12 protein-coding genes are annotated in these 14,693 nt (G+C 67.2%); 5 read left to right on the top strand and 7 right to left on the bottom strand.

The annotated features are described in order from the left end of the window. Nucleotides 1–51: 51 nt before the first annotated feature. The 4 genes from APZ15_RS26445 (at nt 52) to APZ15_RS26430 (ending at nt 3,582) form a co-directional block, all read left to right on the top strand. The gene (locus APZ15_RS26445; protein WP_027789914.1) at nt 52–1,041 is read left to right on the top strand and encodes an RDD family protein; all 990 of its coding nucleotides are present in this window, start codon (nt 52–54) and stop codon (nt 1,039–1,041) included. A gap of 222 nt (nt 1,042–1,263) precedes the next feature. Continuing rightward, entirely contained in the window at nt 1,264–1,476 is a 213-nt protein-coding gene (locus APZ15_RS26440) for a hypothetical protein (RefSeq protein ID WP_034195981.1), read from the top strand. Between the two features lie 160 nt (nt 1,477–1,636). Beyond that, nucleotides 1,637–2,446 carry an OXA-1043 family class D beta-lactamase gene (blaOXA, locus tag APZ15_RS26435; RefSeq protein WP_027789916.1) on the top strand — a complete coding sequence of 270 codons (810 nt, stop codon included), beginning with the start codon at nt 1,637–1,639 and terminating at the stop codon, nt 2,444–2,446. Further along, nucleotides 2,443–3,582, top strand: a complete 1,140-nt coding sequence (locus tag APZ15_RS26430) for an acyltransferase family protein (protein WP_027789917.1) — start codon at nt 2,443–2,445, stop codon at nt 3,580–3,582. Before blaOXA ends, APZ15_RS26430 begins: the two co-directional genes overlap by 4 nt. 172 nt (nt 3,583–3,754) lie before the next feature. Here the strand turns inward: APZ15_RS26430 and APZ15_RS26425 are convergent, their stop codons facing one another. The 6 genes from APZ15_RS26425 to APZ15_RS26400 form a co-directional block, all read right to left on the bottom strand. Continuing rightward, the gene (locus tag APZ15_RS26425; RefSeq protein ID WP_027789918.1) at nt 3,755–4,498 is read right to left on the bottom strand and encodes a hypothetical protein; all 744 of its coding nucleotides are present in this window, start codon (nt 4,496–4,498) and stop codon (nt 3,755–3,757) included. A 33-nt stretch (nt 4,499–4,531) separates the two neighbouring features. Beyond that, nucleotides 4,532–5,923, bottom strand: coding sequence for an alkaline phosphatase (locus tag APZ15_RS26420; protein WP_027789919.1), 1,392 nt, complete (start codon nt 5,921–5,923; stop codon nt 4,532–4,534). Between the two features lie 32 nt (nt 5,924–5,955). Then, on the bottom strand, nt 5,956–7,395 hold the full coding sequence (locus APZ15_RS26415; RefSeq protein WP_027789920.1) for an alkaline phosphatase: 1,440 nt from the start codon (nt 7,393–7,395) through the stop codon (nt 5,956–5,958). Between the two features lie 154 nt (nt 7,396–7,549). Further along, the gene (locus APZ15_RS26410; protein WP_027789921.1) at nt 7,550–8,140 is read right to left on the bottom strand and encodes a class I SAM-dependent methyltransferase; all 591 of its coding nucleotides are present in this window, start codon (nt 8,138–8,140) and stop codon (nt 7,550–7,552) included. Nucleotides 8,141–8,383: 243 nt separating this feature from the next. Continuing rightward, entirely contained in the window at nt 8,384–10,105 is a 1,722-nt protein-coding gene (gene poxB / locus APZ15_RS26405; protein ID WP_027789922.1) for a ubiquinone-dependent pyruvate dehydrogenase, read from the bottom strand. Between the two features lie 250 nt (nt 10,106–10,355). Beyond that, a complete protein-coding gene (locus tag APZ15_RS26400; RefSeq protein ID WP_027789923.1) occupies nt 10,356–10,883 on the bottom strand; it encodes an Lrp/AsnC family transcriptional regulator in 528 nt (175 codons plus the stop codon). Between the two features lie 163 nt (nt 10,884–11,046). Here APZ15_RS26400 and mdeB point away from each other — a divergent pair, with 163 nt between their 5' ends. Next, nucleotides 11,047–13,773, top strand: a complete 2,727-nt coding sequence (gene mdeB / locus APZ15_RS26395) for an alpha-ketoglutarate dehydrogenase (protein WP_027789924.1) — start codon at nt 11,047–11,049, stop codon at nt 13,771–13,773. Between the two features lie 299 nt (nt 13,774–14,072). Here mdeB and APZ15_RS26390 read toward each other — a convergent pair whose 3' ends face one another. Beyond that, nucleotides 14,073–14,573 carry an Lrp/AsnC family transcriptional regulator gene (locus APZ15_RS26390; protein WP_027789925.1) on the bottom strand — a complete coding sequence of 167 codons (501 nt, stop codon included), beginning with the start codon at nt 14,571–14,573 and terminating at the stop codon, nt 14,073–14,075. Nucleotides 14,574–14,693 lie beyond the last annotated feature (120 nt).

The following is a 14,693-nucleotide window of genomic DNA, read 5'->3' as shown; positions in this document are numbered from 1 at the left end:
CGCAACGAGCCCGAACGGCTCGACGACCACAACGCATCGGGGGCGACGACAATGGAGCGCAATGAAAACCAACAATCGCACGGCGCCGCAGGCTTCTGGCGACGAACCGCCGCCTTTTCGATCGATTCATTCATTCTCGGACTGATCGGGCTGGCAATCGCGATCCTGTTCTTCGATGCCCTTTCGACGATCGGCGATTGGGGAAGGCTGATCGGCTTCCTGATCGGTTCCATTTACTTTGGCCTGCTCGAAGGCGGAAATCGGCACCAGTCGTTCGGCAAGCGGCTAATGAAGATCCGTGTTGCCGATAGCGCCGCGCCTGGCGCATCCGGTCCCGGGTACTGTCGCGCCTGGGCACGGTACGCGCTGATCGCCGTTCCGCTGATACTCGGCGGCATCGGCTTTATCGACCTGCCCGCGCTTCACGATCCGGGCATGCAATGGCTCGCCACCGCAAACAGCGCAATCATGTTCTTCTGGGGCATGGCATTGCTGTATCTGCTCGTTTTCAACAGGCCGAGCCGCCAATCCATACAAGATCTGCTCACCGCCAGCAGGGTCGTGCGTGTCGCGGTGCCCGTCGAGGATACCGCTCCGGTTGGCCGGAGGCACTGGGCAATCCTGGCCGGCGTTGCCGTGCTTCTGTTCGTCGGCAGTCGTTTTGCGGTAACGCGGCTGATCGATGACGATCGCATGGACGACGTCCGTCAGATCCAGCGTGCGACATCCACCGTTCCGGGCGTGATCCAGAGCGGCGTCTGGATCGGCAACATGCGTGCGGTCGGCCCGGCTGGCCAGACGTCGAAAGCGGTCGCCACCATCACCGTGCTCTCGAGCACGCCGACGCTGCTGAACAGGGCCGGGGCGACCGCGGTTGCACACGCAGCGCTTTCCGCATCGACCTGGCTGCGGCAGCAGGATCTCGTCAACGTGGTGAGCGTCCGCGCGGTCAATCTTGGCATAGCGACGTGGCGAAACCAGTTTTTCATGGGTCGCTCGCCGGCCGACTGGGCCGCAACCGCCAGCAACGGGGTGACGTGATGAAGCCGGCGTTACCGCATCCAGCTCGATTGCGCCATGCCCGTCCGCAGGACGAAAGCAGGCGGGCGCGAAGCGGGAGCGACGGTGCCAACGCCAGCGCACGCGGCCAGTGATTGCGGCGATCGCAGCCCATGCGGGGCAATCGTCGGGAGCCGACAAGCCGTATCATGGCGCCAGTTGAACATGATTGAACGCACATCCACACACAACGGAACATCCTGAATGAGTGACATCGGCATCGACCTGCCGATCTGGGTCATCCCGGTCCTTTACGGCGCCATCTACTGGCCGGCGACGCTCTTTTTCGGATCCCTCTGCCTGTATGTCGGCGTGACTCGCCTGCGCGGCATCGGTCGTATTGCCTTCATCGTCATCGCGCTCCCGCTCATCGCCGTTGCGTGCCTCGGGATCTATTACGCCCTTGCCGGATATTGAGCAACGGCGCATTGCCCCGCGACTGCTCGATATCCGCGGATATCCGGGTTCGATCGTGTCATCCCGTGTCATGAAGCGCCTGCCGCCCGTCAATCGTGACAGGTCGACAGCCGGCGATCCGTCGATACACTGTGTGCCGCCCCATCCGAAGGAGTGTCACTTGAAGCACTGTCGCCGCGCGCTGTTCACCCTCGCCGCCGGCCTTCTGGCCAGCGCGACTTCCCATGCCCGCCCGGTCTGCACCGTCGTCGCCGACGCCGCCACCGGCCAGGTGCTCGTGCAGCAAGGCGACTGCGCGACCCGCGTCACGCCCGCGTCGACGTTCAAGATCGCCATCAGCCTGATGGGCTTCGATGCGGGCGTCCTGAAGGACGCGCACACACCGACGCTCGATTTCCACACCGGCTACCCCGACTGGGGCGGCGCGCCGTGGCGCGAGCCGACCGATCCGGCGCGCTGGATGAAGCTGTCGGTGTTCTGGTACTCGCAGCAGGTCACCCAGGCGCTCGGGCAGGCGCGCTTCCAGCAGTACACGACCGCGTTCGGCTACGGCAACGCGGACGCCACCAGTCAGGTGGGTGAACTGAACGGCGTGATGGGCGCATGGGTCAACGCGTCGCTGCGCATCTCGCCGCTCGAACAGGTCGGCTTCATGCGCAAGATCGCGAACCGGACGCTGCCCGTCAGCGCGCACGCGTACGACATGACCGAGCGCATCACGCTGATCGACACGCAGCCCGGCGGCTGGATCGTGCACGGCAAGACGGGCACCGGGTCGCCGGGGCGCAAGTACGACGCGTCGCATGCGTACGGCTGGTTCGTCGGCTGGGCGGCCAAAGGGCCGCGCACGCTCGCGTTCGCGTACCTGATACAGGACGACGAGCGGCAGACGCCGAACGCCGGCCTGCGCGCACGCGACACGTTCCTGGCGACGCTGCCCGCCCTCGCCGAACCGGGCAGGCCGCAATGAGCGCCGGCCCGCGCAACGCGCGCATCGACCTGCTGCGCGGCGTGTCGATCGTGCTCGTCCTGCTGCATCACTTCAACATCCCCTACTCGCTGCGTGAAACATCGCTCGCGCGCGTATTCGGCTGGGAAACGGTGCATGCGGTGGTGCGCAACGGCAACTACGGCGTGACGATGTTCTTCGCGATCTCGGGCTACCTGATCACGTCGAATGCGCGGCGCCGCTGGGGCAACCTCGGCGCGGTCGACGTGCGCGCGTTCTACGTGTCGCGCATCGCGCGCATCGTCCCGTGCCTGCTCCTGCTGCTCGCGCTCGTCAACGGCCTCGCGGCGGCCGGCGTGCCGATCTTCCGGAACCACGCGCCGGAGGGCGTCGCCGTGTCGTTCTGGCTCGTGAATCTCGCGTCGCTGACGTTCTGGATGAACGTGCTGATCGGCGCATACGGGTGGGTCAACTACGCGCTCGGCGTGCTGTGGTCGCTGTCGGTCGAAGAGGTGTTCTACCTGTCGTTTCCGCTGCTGTGCATCGCGCTGCGCCGCGATGCGCGGCTGGTCGCGTTCTGGGTGGCCGTCGCCGCGATCGGGCCCGTGTACCGCTTCACGCACGCCGGCGACGAAGGCGGGTTCCTCTATGCGTACTTCGCGTCGTTCGACGGGATCGCGATCGGCTGCTGCACCGCGTTGCTGGCCGAGCGCAAAAGCTGGCAGCGACTCGCCGCGCCGCTCGTGCAGGGGCTCGTCGCGGCGGCGATGGCCGCGCTGTATCTGGCCTGGCCGATCGCGGAAAGCCACGTCGCCGGCGTCACCGCGATGGCGCTCGGCACGGCCGTGCTGCTGATCGGCGCGCACGTCAACGGCACGCGCGCGCAGGGCCGCCTGCTCGCGCCGTTGCGCCGGGCCGGCACCCTGAGCTACGAGCTGTACCTGTTTCACCTGATCGTGCTCGGCGGGCTGCGCACGTTCTGGCCGCCGTCGGCCACGCATGGCGACACCCGGCTGCTGTTGCTGATCGCGTATCTGGCGTTGTCGGCGGTGCTGAGCGCGGCGATCGCGCGCGGCTATGCGACACCGCTCGACCGCTTCATCAAGCGGGTCGCGTCGCGGCCGTCAACGCGCGTGCCGGACGGCGCGCGGTTCTAGCGGATCGTCGGCCGCCCCTGCCGGGTGACACGACTTCGGAAAGAGAAGAAAGCGGCCAGCACCCGGCCGTATCGCGATGGCGATACCGCCCGGCCTGACCGCAAACCCCGCGTACGCATCGCACGATCGACCGAAGCCGTCGGGTAATCGGTAGCGTGTCGCCGCCCGCCGGTCAATCCAGATAGTCGGCGTATTCCTTGCGCGCGTAGCGGGCGAGCGTCGTCCACGGCGGCGCCTCGCGCCGCGCGGCCGGCGCCGGTGTCAACGTCAGCTTGCGCACGACGCGGCCGTCGGCACTCCGGTATTCGACCGACAGCGGCGCCTGCAGCGTCTCGCTCCACAGGATCCGGTTCACGCCGCGCGCGCCGGGCGTATCGACCGCCTGCTCGTACCAGAGGGTGCCGGGCGCGTCGCCGCGCTTCGCGACCGCGAGCCGCTTCAGCTGCGACGGCGGCGTGACGTAGTACGCGTTGTCCCACGAGCCGTCGAAGCCCGTGGTTTCGTACTCGGCCGGCGGCACGCTGACGACCGTCCGGTTCGCCGCATCGACATACTCGATGCGGGCCGTCTTGCCGTCGTAAGTCACATGCCGTGCAGCCGCCTGGAAGTTGAAATGCCTGTGGCCCGCGTGGGCGGCCGCCGGCTGCACGCCGGCGCGGCGGCCCGGGCCTGCATCGTGGTCATGATCGTGATCGTCGCCCTGACCGCCGCCGGCCGCCGCGGCGGGCAGCACGCGTTCGACCCACACGTGCCCGTCGCGCCGCACCATCCGTTCGCGATACAGCGTCGTGCGCGTCACGCCGTCGGCCGTCACCGTGCGGCTCTCGTGCAGCAGCACGGCGTCGAGATCGGGCGCGGCACACGCCGGCAGTGCAATCATCCCGCAGGCGAGCGCACAGAGGATCCGGCGTTTCATCGTGCGTTCCTGTTCATCGTGCCATCACCCGCCTCAGAAACCGAACGCCGAGCGCACGAGACCGAACACCTTCGTGTTGTCGATCGTGCCCTTGAACGCCTTCGCATCGGCGCCGTCCGCGAACAGCATCACGTCGCCGCCGCCGTGCGTTTCCGAACCCGCGCTGCCCATCCGCACGCCGACTTCCTGCAGATACGCATCGTTCGTCGCGGTGGCCGAATCGACCGACGCGCGCACGTTCGGCCGGTTCGCGCCGTTGCCGAACACCAGCGTCGTGTAGGTATTGCCGTCGGCGTCCTTGCTCGGCTGGCCGTCGCGATAGTTGCGGCTGATGTCGAGAATCGGGTTGCCGCGCTTCGAATAGCCGTTGATCGTCATCGTGTGGTCGTGGTCGGCCGTCACGACGATCAGCGTGTTCGACAGGTCGACCTTCGACAGCGCGACGCGGATCGCTTCGTCGAATGCCGCCGTATCCTCGAGCGCGCGCTTCGCGTTGGTGCCGTGCAGCGCGTGATCGATCCGGCCGCCTTCGACCATCAGGAAATAGCCGTTCGAATGCTTCGACAGCACGTCGATCGCCTTCGACGTCATCTCGGCAAGGCTCGGCTGCGACGGCCCTTCGCCCTTGCCCGCGACGCGGTCCAGTTCGTACTCGAGATGGCTCGTCGAACTGAACAAGCCGACCAGCTTGCCGTTGCCGGCCTGCGCGAGCTGATCCTTCGTCGCGACGACCGTGTAGCCCTTCGCCTTCATCTCGTTGAGCAAGTTGCGCCCGTCCGCGCGGCCGCGCCTGTTGGCCACCGGATCGAACGGCGTCCAGTGGTTGCGGCCGCCGCCCATCAGCACGTCGACGCCGTCACCGAGCGCCGCGTTGTAGCCCGCGCCGCCCGGCGCCGCCTGCGCGGCGATATCGTATTGCGCGTCGCGATGGCAGATGTGCGAATAGGTCGCGGCAGGCGTCGCGTGCGTGAGCTCGGTCGTCGTGATCGCGCCGACCGCCTTGCCGCGCGCCTTCGCCAGCTCCAGCAGCGTCGCGACCGGCTGGCCGTTGCCCGGCGCGCAGTTGTTGACCGTCTTGTTGCCGTTCGCGTCGTTGCCCGGTGCAACCGCGCGCGTGTCGGACGACATCGACAGCACTTCGTTGTTCATCTTCACGCCGGTCATGTACGCGGCCATCGACGGCGCGCTGTCGGTCGTCTGCGCGTCGTTCGAGAAGGTCTTGATGCGCGCGGTGCGCGCCAGCTTCTCCATCGTCAGTTGTCCCGACTCACCGACCTTGTAGATCCGGCTCGCCGTCACGGTCGTCGGCCCCATGCCGTCGCCGAGAAAGAAAATCACGTTCTTCGCCTGGCCGGCGGCCTGCGCCGCGCCGCATGCGAAACCCGCGACGGCCAGCGCCGCCGCGATGCACTTGATGGTCGACATCCTGTATTCCCCTGTACCCGTATGGTCGGCGCTCACAGCTGCACCGCGTTGCGCACCAGCTCGAAGACCTTGTTGTTCTCGATCACGCCGTGGAACGCATCCGCGCCGCGGCCGATCGCACCGAGGAACACATCGGTGCCGCCGTGCGTCTCGTTGCCCTTGTCCATTCGCACGACCGCCTCCTGGCGATAGTCGTCGGCGCCCGTCACCGCGTCGGTGAGCGCGGTGCCCGCGCGGCTGCCCTGCACGCGGTTCTCGCCGTTGCCGAAGCCGATGATCGTGTACGGCGCGCCGTCCGCGTCCTTCGCGACCGCGCCCGTCTGGTAGTTGCGCAGCACGCCCAGCACGCCGGCCTTGCCCGCCTCGGTCTTGCCGGTGCGCGCCGCATAACCGTTCAGCACCAGCGTGTGGTCGTGGTCGGCCGTGACGACGATCAGCGTGTTCTTCAGGTCGGGATCGGTCTTGCGCACCTTGTCGAGCGTGGCCTTGATCGCGTTGTCGAACGCGACCGTGTCCTGCAGCGCGCGCTTCGCATTGGTGTCGTGCAGCGCGTGGTCGATCCGGCCGCCTTCGACCATCAGGAAATAACCGTTCGGATTCTTCTGCAGCACGTCGAGCGCGCGCGTCGCCATGTCGGTGAGGCTCGGCTCCTTCGTCGCGCCGCGATCGAGGTCGTAGCTCATGTGGCTCGACGAGAACAGGCCGACCAGCTTGCCGCTCTTCGTCGCATCGGCGGCCAGCAGGTCGTCGCGGTTCTGCGCGAACGCATAGCCCTTCGCCTTCAGCTCGTTGACGAGGTTGCGGCCGTCGGTGCGCTTGCCGCCGCCGTCCTTCGGCACGAAGAATTGCGTGCCGCCGCCGAGCACGACGTCGACGCCGTCGCCCAGCGCGCCGTTGTAGCCCGCGCCGCCCGGCACGAGCTGCGCCGCGATGTCGTTCTCGGCGTCGCGATGGCACACGTGCGCATACGTCGCAGCGGGCGTGGCGTGCGTGACGCGCGTGGTCGTCACGACGCCGGTGGCCAGCCCCTTCGCCTTCGCGATCTCCAGCAGCGTCGTCGCCGATTTGCCGTTGTTCGCGCCGCAATTGCCGGTCAGGCTCGCGCTCGGCTCGATCGCCTTCGTGTCGGGCGACATCGAGATCACTTCGTTGTTGGTCTTCACGCCGGTCATGTACGCCGACATCGACGGCGCGCTGTCCGTCACCTGCGCATCGTTCGAATAGGTCTTCACGAACGCGGTTTCCGGCAGCGTATCGATCGTGAGCGCGCCGTCTTCACCGACGCCGTAGATGCGAGCAGCCGTCAGCGTCGTCATCCCCATGCCGTCGCCGAGGAAGAAGATCACGTTGCGCGCGGCCGTCTGAACGGGCGGCTGGGTGGGCGACGTGCTGGTCGGGCCGTCGTCGCTGCCGCATCCGGCGAGCGCAAAGGCGCCCGCGCACAGCAGCGCCGCCGTTTTGATTCGATTCATGGTGCCGGTTCTCCCCGCCGTTGATGCTTTCGAAATGAAAGGCGATGGTAGGAACCGGATGTGACGTCAATGTGAATGGAAACTGGAAGGTAGCGAATGAATGATGAAAGGAAGCAGCGAGGCGCCACCGCCGGGCGCCGCGCGTGCTGCGGCGTCATTCCGCGTGTTCGGCGGCAATGTTGCGCACGGTCACGATGCGCGCAGGCGGAATGTTCGCCCAGACGATCCGGCTGCCGCGGGCGACAAATGCCGGATCGCCCAGCGGATGCCGCCCGGGCGGCCGCAGGTCGTACGTGAACTGGATCATCACGCCGTCGGCCGACAGCACGCGATGGCACTGGCCGACGATCGCCGTCACGTCCTGGCGCGGCAGCGTGCGCAGCGGCAGGCACGACACGATCGCGTCGACGCGCGCGTCGGGCGGCAGCAGGCGTTCGAGCTGCCGCGCGTCGCCCGACACGATCGAGATGCCCGGAAAACGTCGCCGCAGATGCTGGACGAACGCCGGCGAACGCTCGACCACGACGAGCCGCCGCGGCGCGACGCCGCGTTCGAGCAAGGCCGCGGTGATCGCGCCGGTGCCGCCGCCGAGCTCGACGACCAGCCCGTCACCGTCCGGCACCGCGTCGGCCATCTCGCGCGCCAGCTGCCGCGAACTCGGGCACAACGCGCCCACCGCGGCCGGACGGCCGACCCACTCGCGCACGAACAGTGCCGAGACACGCCACGCGTTCGGCCAGATCATCGGCAGCCCTTGAACGATTGCGCCGTCGGCAACGACGCGCCGAAGACTTCATGAAACAGGGCTACGGCGACACGGGGCTTCGGCATGCGCATCCTCCTGGACGAATCGATCCGTCGCGGGAAGCGCGACGATCAAATCGATTCTAGGAAACGCAAACTTAAGGCGACGTGAAGATTGACCCTGATTCCCCTGATCAATTCGTACCGGATCAACCGCCGACGCCCGCCCCGTGCGCGGCGCGTCTCACCGCAGGTTGGTTCTCGCCAGCTCGACGATCTCGTCGCCGCGCCCGCTGAGGATCGCGCGCAGCATGAACAGGCTGAAGCCCTTCGCATGCGCGAGTTCGATCTTCGGCGGCATCGCGAGCTCGTACTTCGACGTGACGACGTCGACGACGGCCGGCCCGTCATGCGCGAACGCCGTGCGCAGCGCTTCCTCGACGTTCTCCGAGTGCTCGACCCGCACGCTGAAGATGCCCGCACCCTTCGCGATCGCCGCGAAATCGGTCGGGCTCAGGTCGACGTTCGTATCCAGATAGCCGGCCGCCTTCAGCTCCATCGACACGAAGCCGAGCAGGCTGTTGTTGTACACGACGATCTTGACCGGCAGCTTGAGCTGGCGTGCGGTGAGCAGGTCGCCGAGCAGCATCGACAGCCCGCCGTCGCCGGACAGCGACACCACCTGCCGCCCCGGATGCGCGCCCTGCGCACCGAGCGCCTGCGGCATCGCATTCGCCATCGAGCCGTGATTGAACGAACCATGCAGTTGCCGCTTGCCGTTCATCGTCAGGTAGCGCGCGGCCCACAACGTCGGCGTGCCGACGTCGGCCGTGAAGATCGCGTCCTCCGCTGCGACTTCGTCGACGATCTTCGTCAGGTATTGCGGATGAATCGCGCGGCCTGGCGGCTCGGCCACCGCGAGATCGTCGAGCCCCTTGCGCGCGGTCGCGTAGTGCTTCAGCGCATTCTCGAGGAAACGCCGCTGCGTCTTGCGCGTCAGGCGCGGCAGCAGCGCCGCGATCGTTTCCTTCACGGTGCCGACGAGACCCAGCGCGAGCGGTGCGCGATGGCCGAGCTGCGAGCCTTTCCAGTCGATCTGCACGACCTTCGCGTTCGACGGATAGAACGGCCGGTACGGGAAATCCGTGCCGAGCATCAGCAGCGTGTCGCACGATTCCATCGCGTGATAGCCCGAGCTGAAGCCGATCAGCCCCGTCATCCCGACGTCGAACGGGTTGTCCCATTCGACGAACTGCTTGCCGCGCAGCGCATGCACGACCGGCGCGCCGAGCGTGTCGGCCAGCGCGACCACCTCGTCGTGCGCGCCCTGCGTGCCGCTGCCGCACAGCAGCGTGACCGCGTCGGACGCGTTGAGCAGCGCCGCGAGCCGATCGAGATCGGCGTCGGCCGGCAGGATCGACGGCGGCGCCGATTCGCTCCAGGCCGGCGCTTCGTCCGGGCCGTCGCCCAGCGCGATGTCGCCCGGCAGCACGATCACCGCGACGCCGCGCTCGTCGATCGCGGTGCGCATCGCGCGCGCGAGCACGCGCGGGAACTGCGATGCGTTCGTCACGAGTTCCGCGAAGTGGCTGCACTCGCGGAACAGCTCCTGCGGATGCGTTTCCTGGAAGTAGCCGAGGCCGATCTCGGTCGACGGGATGTGCGCGGCGATCGCGAGTACCGGCTGATGATTGCGGTGGCAGTCGTAGAGGCCGTTGATCAGGTGCAGGTTGCCGGGGCCGCAACTGCCCGCGCACACCGCGAGCCGCCCGGTCGACGCGGCATCCGCGCCGGCCGCGAACGCGGCGCTTTCCTCGTGCCGCGTATGCATCCAGCGGATCGAGCCGATCTGGCTCAAGCTGAACGACAGGCCGTTCAGGCTGTCGCCCGTCACGCCCCAGATACGCTCGACGCCCGCTGCCGCCAGCGTCTTCGCCAGGTATTCCGCCATCGTCTGTCTAGCCATCATGCCCTCGCTCGTTGATCGGTCGTCACACGATTGATCCGACAACGGCAGCCGCCGTTGCCGCTGACGGGACGAGCATACGCGATCGTGCCGCGCGGCGTCGTGACGATGCAAGCGCCCTGCACGCCGCTGCGGCAGCGATCCGTCGCGCCGCACGCGGCGCCTTTCGACGGTGTCGGGCAATCGTCGGCGCTTTGTCATGGTTCCGATTGCAGTCGGAAACCGCGCAGGGGCGCCTGCGGCTCCCCGCTCAGCTCCAGTCGGATGCCGCCTCGTCCGGATCGACGAGCGTCAGTCCGGACGCCGGCAACGGCAGCGCGGTCTTGTAGCGCACCTGCTTCAGCGCGAAGCTCGACCGGATGTTCGATACGCCGGGGATCGTCGTCAGGCGCTCGATGATGAAACGCTCGAGCGTGCGCATGTCGGGCATCACGACGCGCAGCAGGTAGTCGGCGTCGCCCGACATCAGGTAGCACTCCATCACCTCGGGCCGCTGCGAGATCGCTTCCTCGAAGCGCTGCAGCGCGTCCTCGACCTGCTTCTCGAGGCTGACCTGGATGAACACGTTGATCCGCAGCCCGAGCGGCTCGGGGTCGAGCAGCGTGACCTGCTGCCGGAACAGCCCGAGCTTCTCCAGCGCGCGCACGCGGTTGAAGCACGGCGTGGCCGACAGGTTCACCGCACGCGCGAGTTCCGCGTTCGTGATCCGCGCGTTCTGCTGCAGCTGGTTCAGGATGCCGATGTCGATGCGGTCGAGCCGCCGCGGGTTTGAACTCATGGTCGAAATATTCCGGAAGAGTGGCCACAACCGGAATATTTACACTATCGGCGAGCGAAATCCCAATGAAATCAGACGCATATTTTGCGGATCGGCGGGTAGCATGATCCGACCGATTGCCACTGATGCGCGCCGCTCCGAACCGGCGCGCGGGAGACCTGCGATGACGGACCTGTCGAACGGTATCGATGCCACGCGGCGCGCGGGCGCCGCTCACGCCGACGCCGACCCTGAAGAAACCGCCGAATGGCTGGAGGCGCTCGACGCCGTCGTCGCGCACGTCGGCAAGGAGCGCGCCCAATACCTGCTCGGCCGGCTCGCCGCGCATGCGCACACCCGCGGGCTCGCGGCGCCGCGCGGCCCGGTCACGCCGTACGTGAACACGATCGCCGCGCACGAGCAGCCGCCCTATCCGGGCGACGCCGATCTCGAGGAACGGCTGTCCGCGGCACTGCGCTGGAACGCGCTCGCGATGGTCGTGCGCGCGAACCGGGCGTACGGCGAGCTCGGCGGCCACATCGCGAGCTACGCGTCGGCATCCGACCTGTTCGAAGTCGGCTTCAACCACTTCTTCCGCGCGGCACCGGCCGGCGCGGGCCATGAAAGCGGCCCCGGCGGCGATCTCGTGTACTTCCAGCCGCATTCGTCGCCGGGCGTCTATGCACGTGCGTATCTCGAAGGCTTTCTCGGCGAAGACCATCTCACGCACTATCGCCGTGAAATCGCCGGGCCCGGGCTGTGTTCGTATCCGCACCCGTGGCTGATGCCCGACTTCTGGCAGTTCCCGACCGGCTCGATGGGCATCGGCCCGATCAACGCGATCTACCAGGCGCGCTTCATGCGCTACCTGCAGCATCGCGGGCTCGCGAACACCGCCGGCCGCACCGTGTGGGGCTTCTTCGGCGACGGCGAGATGGACGAGCCCGAATCGCTCGGCGCGCTGTCGCTCGCCGCCCGCGAGGGGCTCGACAACCTCGTGTTCGTGATCAACTGCAACCTGCAGCGGCTCGACGGCCCGGTGCGCGGCAACGGCCGCGTGATCGACGAACTCGAGGCGCTGTTCGCCGGCGCCGGCTGGAACACGATCAAGGTGCTGTGGGGTTCCGACTGGGATCCGCTGTTCGCACGCGATCACGCGGGCGCACTCGCGCGCGCGTTCGCCGATACCGTCGACGGCCAGTTCCAGACCTTCTCCGCGAACGACGGCGCGTACAACCGCGCGCGCTTCTTCAGCCGCGACCCGGCGCTCGAGGCGCTTGCCGCGCAGCTCACCGACGCCGAAATCGACCGCCTGCGCCGCGGCGGCCACGATGCACGCAAGCTGCACGCCGCATATGCGCGCGCGCTCGCCCATCGCGGCCAGCCGACCGTGATCCTCGCGAAGACGATGAAGGGTTACGGGATGGGTGCGGCCGGCCAGGGCCGGATGACGACCCACCAGCAGAAGAAACTCGACGTCGACGACCTGAAGGCGTTCCGCGACCGCTTCCGGTTGCCGCTGTCGGACGGCGACGTCGAGCAGTTGAAGTTTTACAAACCAGCGGAAGACAGCCCGGAAATGCGTTACCTGCATGCCCGCCGGGCTGCCCTGGGAGGCTATCTGCCCAGAAGGCGGATGGCGGCATCGAAGGGGCTGACCGTCCCTTCGATGCCGGCCTGGGGGGCGTTCGCGCTGGAAGCGGCCGGCCGCGAGATGTCGACGACGATGGCACTCGTGCGCATGCTTGCCGCGTTGATCAAGGATCGCGAGCTCGGCCCGCGCATCGTGCCGATCGTGGCCGACGAAGCACGCACGTTCGGCATGGCGAGCCTGTTCCGGCAGGTCGGCATCTACTCGCCGCTCGGCCAGCGCTACGAACCCGAGGATCTCGGCTCGATGCTCTACTACCGCGAGGACACGCGCGGGCAGATTCTCGAGGAAGGGATTTCGGAAGCCGGCGCGGTGTCGTCGTGGATCGCCGCGGCGACGTCGTACAGCGTGCACGACCTGCCGATGCTGCCGTTCTACATCTACTACTCGATGTTCGGTTTCCAGCGCATCGGCGACCTGATCTGGGCGGCTGCCGACCAGCGCTCGCGCGGCTTCCTCGTCGGCGCGACGTCGGGCCGCACGACGCTCGGCGGCGAGGGCCTGCAGCACCAGGACGGCAGCAGCCATCTCGCGGCGTCGACGATTCCGAACTGCCGCGCGTACGACCCGGCGTTCGCGTACGAAGTCGCGACGATCGTCGATGCCGGCATGCGCGAGATGGTCGAGCAGCAGCGCGACGTGTTCTATTACGTGACCGTCATGAACGAGAACTACGCGCAGCCGTCGATGCCCGGCGACGATCCGGCCGCGCGTCGCGAAGGCATCCTGAAGGGCATGCACCGGCTGCCGGCCGAGTCGAACGCGACCGCGCGCGTGCAGTTGCTCGGCGCGGGTGCGATTCTCGGCGAAGTGCTCGCCGCGCAGCGGATGCTGAAGGACGACTGGGGGATCGATGCGGCCGTCTGGAGCGTCACGAGCTTCAGCGAATTGCAGCGCGACGGGATGGAAGCCGAACGGCTGTCACGGCTCGGCGACGGCCCGGCATCGTCGTATGTCACGCGGATGCTCGAAGGCACGCACGGCCCGGTGGTCGCCGCGACCGACTACGTGCGCGCGGTGCCCGAGCTGATCCGCGCCTACGTGCCGCGCCGCTACGTGACGCTCGGCACCGACGGGTTCGGGCGCAGCGACACGCGCGATGCGCTGCGCGCGTTCTTCGAGGTCGATCGCGCGAGCATCGTGCTCGCCGCGCTGAAGGCGCTGGCCGATGACGGGGAACTCGATGCGGCGGTCGTGCGAGACGCACGCGAGCGTCTCGGCAAGACCTCGCCTCCAGGCGTCGCGCCGTGGCAGCGCTGACCGAGTGACGCGACCGGGCTGCAGCCGACGACGATTCGTCAACCAAAGCAATTCTTTGGTCAACCAAACGGGCGGGGATCCAGCACGAACGCTTCTTTGCCGATCACTTTCACACTTGAAGCAAAATCCGCATGCAGCGGGTTCAGCAGCAAGTTGAAATCGGTCGGGCAAACGTGTGGTTGCTGCCATGGCGACTCCCAAATGGGTTGATTCACATTCCCATTTGATACTCCCAATCGGGAGTTTTCAATCGACCAAACGGCATATCCGTCACCAACGAGAATCGACGGCGCTCCGCGCTACACCGGCAACGCGTGCGTCGACAGAATCTCCTTGAGCACCATGAACGAGCGCACCTGCCGCACGCCGGGCAGGTACAGCAACTGCTCGGCATGCAACCGGTTGAAGCTCTCGTTGTCGCGCGTGCGGACCAGCATGAAGTAGTCGAATTCGCCCGTCACGACGTGGCACTCGACACACCCCGACACTTTCTGCGCGGCCTTCTCGAATTCGGCGAACGCCTCCGGTGTCGAGCGATCCAGCACGAAGCCGATCACGACCAGCATCCCGGCACCCAGCGGCTTCGGGTCGAGCAACGCGACGATGCCGCGAATCAATCCCATCTCCTTCAACCGCTCGACGCGCCGCAGACATGCCGGCGCGCTCAGCTTCACCTTCGCGGCAAGGCTCACGTTCGAAATCGACGCATCCTGCTGCAACTGCCGCAGGATCGCCCGGTCGATGCGATCGAGCGCCGGCGCGGCGTCGGCCGGGGATGTGCTACCGCGATCTAATTTCATTGCGCCTCCCATCCGTTTTGAGAATCAAAATTGTCTCTACCATCAATATCTCATCGATAACGTAGGTCGTCACCATTTATTTCGCAAGCTCATTTCGCACCGTCCTGCCTATCATTTTTC

Source organism: Burkholderia cepacia ATCC 25416, assembly GCF_001411495.1.
Taxonomy (GTDB): Bacteria; Pseudomonadota; Gammaproteobacteria; order Burkholderiales; family Burkholderiaceae; genus Burkholderia; species Burkholderia cepacia.
This window is presented reverse-complemented; position numbering and strand designations above follow the sequence as displayed.

Bases quoted from the DNA above. Each gene is read 5' to 3' on its own strand.
- APZ15_RS26445 (WP_027789914.1), top strand. From the start codon at position 52: ATGGAGCGCAATGAAAACCAACAATCGCACGGCGCCGCAGGCTTCTGG.
- APZ15_RS26440 (WP_034195981.1), top strand. From the start codon at position 1,264: ATGAGTGACATCGGCATCGACCTGCCGATCTGGGTCATCCCGGTCCTT.
- APZ15_RS26430 (WP_027789917.1), top strand. From the start codon at position 2,443: ATGAGCGCCGGCCCGCGCAACGCGCGCATCGACCTGCTGCGCGGCGTG.
- APZ15_RS26425 (WP_027789918.1), bottom strand. From the start codon at position 4,498: ATGAAACGCCGGATCCTCTGTGCGCTCGCCTGCGGGATGATTGCACTG.
- APZ15_RS26420 (WP_027789919.1), bottom strand. From the start codon at position 5,923: ATGTCGACCATCAAGTGCATCGCGGCGGCGCTGGCCGTCGCGGGTTTC.
- APZ15_RS26415 (WP_027789920.1), bottom strand. From the start codon at position 7,395: ATGAATCGAATCAAAACGGCGGCGCTGCTGTGCGCGGGCGCCTTTGCG.
- APZ15_RS26410 (WP_027789921.1), bottom strand. From the start codon at position 8,140: ATGATCTGGCCGAACGCGTGGCGTGTCTCGGCACTGTTCGTGCGCGAG.
- poxB (WP_027789922.1), bottom strand. From the start codon at position 10,105: ATGGCTAGACAGACGATGGCGGAATACCTGGCGAAGACGCTGGCGGCA.
- APZ15_RS26400 (WP_027789923.1), bottom strand. From the start codon at position 10,883: ATGAGTTCAAACCCGCGGCGGCTCGACCGCATCGACATCGGCATCCTG.
- mdeB (WP_027789924.1), top strand. From the start codon at position 11,047: ATGACGGACCTGTCGAACGGTATCGATGCCACGCGGCGCGCGGGCGCC.
- APZ15_RS26390 (WP_027789925.1), bottom strand. From the start codon at position 14,573: ATGAAATTAGATCGCGGTAGCACATCCCCGGCCGACGCCGCGCCGGCG.